Origin of the sequence: Aquidulcibacter sp., assembly GCF_020253525.1 — a bacterium.
In the GTDB taxonomy this organism is placed as follows: domain Bacteria; phylum Pseudomonadota; class Alphaproteobacteria; order Caulobacterales; family Aquidulcibacteraceae; genus Aquidulcibacter.
The window spans coordinates 1-2,901 of record NZ_JADCBK010000105.1 but is presented as its reverse complement, the minus strand read 5'-3'; the positions used below and the strand labels follow the sequence as shown (position 1 = coordinate 2,901).

Annotated in this window: 4 protein-coding genes; 2 read left to right on the top strand and 2 right to left on the bottom strand. The window is 58.3% G+C overall.

Features of this window, described 5'->3' with window-relative positions; genetic code table 11:
• On the bottom strand, positions 1-708 hold a 708-nt coding region (locus IOB61_RS12430; RefSeq protein WP_290817151.1), incomplete at its 3' end, for a nicotinate-nucleotide--dimethylbenzimidazole phosphoribosyltransferase.
• Positions 709-916: 208 nt separating this feature from the next.
• Here IOB61_RS12430 and cobS point away from each other — a divergent pair.
• Together cobS and IOB61_RS12420 are read left to right on the top strand one after the other, a co-directional pair.
• A complete protein-coding gene (gene cobS, locus IOB61_RS12425; RefSeq protein WP_157893539.1) occupies positions 917-1,705 on the top strand; it encodes an adenosylcobinamide-GDP ribazoletransferase in 789 nt (262 codons plus the stop codon).
• A gap of 1 nt (position 1,706) precedes the next feature.
• Positions 1,707-1,898 (top strand): DUF1289 domain-containing protein, encoded by a 192-nt coding sequence (locus tag IOB61_RS12420; RefSeq protein ID WP_332835076.1) that lies wholly within the window; start codon positions 1,707-1,709, stop codon positions 1,896-1,898.
• A gap of 41 nt (positions 1,899-1,939) precedes the next feature.
• Here IOB61_RS12420 and argS read toward each other — a convergent pair.
• Positions 1,940-2,901: arginine--tRNA ligase (gene argS, locus IOB61_RS12415; protein ID WP_290817144.1), on the bottom strand; the 962-nt coding region annotated here is incomplete at its 5' end.

The following is a 2,901-nucleotide window of genomic DNA, read 5'->3' as shown; positions in this document are numbered from 1 at the left end:
CCGCTGAACCCGGCGGGCTGCGTTTACGACGCGGCCGATCTCGCGATCCTCGCCCAAGCGCGCCACGGCAGCTTCCACCACCTCGCGCTTTGCGGCTAAGGCTTTGCCTTCAACGCCCGTGCCGGGCCCGGTCCAGTCGCCAGCCTCGCCCCCATAAAGGGCCAGTGCCAAGGCGGCAGCAATTGTGGTGTTCCCAATGCCGACTTCACCCAAAACCAAGAGGTCGGTGCCCTCTGCCAGCACTTCCATGCCGTAAGCCATGGTCGCCACGCATTCCTGCTCACTCATGGCATCGGCTTCAACAATATCAGGCGTAGGCTTGCCGACCGCCAAATCATAGACCTTAAGCCCTGCCCCGGCTTGTTGGGCCAGAACCGAAATAGCCGCCCCACCAGCAGCCATAGCGTCAATCATCTGCCGCGTGACTTCTTGGGGATAGGCAGAGACACCGCGCGCGGCAACGCCATGATCGCCCGCAAAAACCGCAACAATGGGACGCGTGACCTGCGGCGGGCTCTTGCCCGTCCAAGCCGACAGCCAATTCGAAATATCCTCTAAGCGGCCCAAGGCGCCGGGTGGTTTGATCAATTGGCTTTCGCGCCACGCGGTGCGGGCGCTGGCCTCTTCATCGCGGCTGGGCAAGTCCTGAAGCAGGGCTCGGATATCGTCGAAGGGCTGTTTGGGGGCTGCGCAGGCATCATGAGGCATGGGTGTGATCTAGCGCGCAATCGGCTGGCAATAAAGGCCAAGGCGCGCGGGAAAAAACAGCCCGCCCTGGCGAGCCTCAGTGCGACTTCGGCGCCACAGTGTGTCAGGTTCGATCAGCCATTAAGTATTATGATCTCGAAATTTCAAACTGTTCGTCTACAAGGTCGAAAAGACGTTCCCACAAGATGAGCCAAAGTTGAGTCGCGCCATGCGCATTATTGATGACGCCAGAATTTGCTTGATATTCTTTACACGTTTACCCGTAACTTGGCCGGAGGATCTGCCAAGAGAGCGCATCACGCGCGCCTTCCAAGCAGCCCCCGTCGCCGGCCTCGTGACCGGAATCATCGGGGCTTTGACCTATGGCCTGGCGATGTGGCTGTTCAACGGCAGTGTGCATATTGCAGCGACTTTGGCCGTTGCATCGCAAGTCCTTACCACAGGGGCCTTTCATGAAGATGGCTTTGCCGATTTCTTTGATGGCGTGGGCGGTGGCAAGACGGTCAGCGAACGGCTCGCCATCATGCGTGACTCGCGGATTGGCACCTTTGGCGGCGTGGCGCTGTTACTTGCCATCATTCTGAAAATATTTTTGGTGGCCGAGATTGCCCAAGCCTGGCAGGCAGGCCTGTGCCTGATTATCAGTGGCGCCTTGGCCCGCACGGCATTGGTGCATGTGATGACCCTATTGAAGCCTGCAACCGATGACGGCATTTCTGCCTCTGCAGGCCAGCCCACCGCGACGGAGGCAACGACTGCGACCGTGATTGGGGCAGTCATCGCGGGCGTTAGCGTTATCCTTGCCTTCCAATTGAGCTTTATTGGCCCTGCCATTGGCGCTGTGATTGGCACGATCTTGGGCGCGGGTGCCATTGCCATGACTGCGCGCAAGCATTTGGGCGGGCAAACGGGGGATGCTTTGGGCGCGACCGCGATTGCAGCCGAATTGGGTGCCTTGGCCGGGATTGTTGCCCTGATCCCCGCATTTGGCATGTGACGTGGCCGAACCTATCGCCACGCCCTGTATCAAGGTCTGCTGTGTAGAGCCCCAGTCCGGCCTATGCCTTGGCTGCTACCGCACCCTGCCGGAGATCGCGCAATGGATGCGCTTTTCCCCTGACCAGCGCGCTAGCATTACCGCTGACTTGCCAAGCCGTCGTGACCGGCTAGACCCCATGTATCGGACCTAACACGCGCCGAAATTCATAGGTGTTAGATTTCATGGGCTCGGTTACATACGCTCTGGCGCTTCGATCCCAAGCAAATCCAAGGCAATCAACAATTGCGTCAAGGTTGCTTTGGCCAAGGTCAGGCGCGACGCGCGCACATCGGCTTCGGCCGCAGTCATGATGGGACAGGCCGCATAGAAGGCCGAGAATGCCCCTGCTAAGCTATAGGCATGGTCGGCCAGAATATGGGGCGCGCGCTTATCATAGGCCCCACGCAGCGCATGCTCAAACCCATCCAAGACCAAGATCAAATCGCGTTCTACGCCTTCAAGCTTGACCACTGGGCCCGCCGCAACGCCTGCTTCCTCGGCTTTGCGCAGAATGGATTTGATCCGCACGGCGGCATAGAGAAGGTAAGGCCCGGTCTTGCCCTCAAAGCTTAAAAACCGATCCAAGTCAAAGATATAAGACGTACCGCGGAAGTTTTGCAGATCGGCAAACTTCAAGGCCGCAATGCCCACCTTATGGGCGATATCGGCGCGCTCCTCTTGTGGCCAGTCGGTACCGACGCCAGCCTCATCAATTTTGGCTTGGGCTTTTTCTTGCACTTGGGTGATGAGGTCATGCAGCTTTAAGACGCCACCTTCGCGGGTCTTAAAGGGCTTGCCATCTTGGCCATTCATCGTGCCAAAGCCGATATGGTCAAGGCCGTCACGTGGCATATAGCCAGCCTTGTCTGCCGCACGAAACACGGTTTCGAAATGATCGGCCTGACGTTGATCGACGCAATAGATAATCAGATCGGTCTGAAAGCGCTTGACCCGATCCACAATGGTCGCAAGGTCGGTCGTGCCATACATGGCAGAGCCCTCAGACGAGACAACCAATAAGGGCGCGACATTGGGGCCTTCGCCGCCATCCTTCTTCGGCACCATTTTGTCGTGCACAAACACAACCCGCGCGCCCTGATCATCTTGCAATAACCCCTTGGATTCGAGGTCTTTGATCATGTCCGGGATGAGGG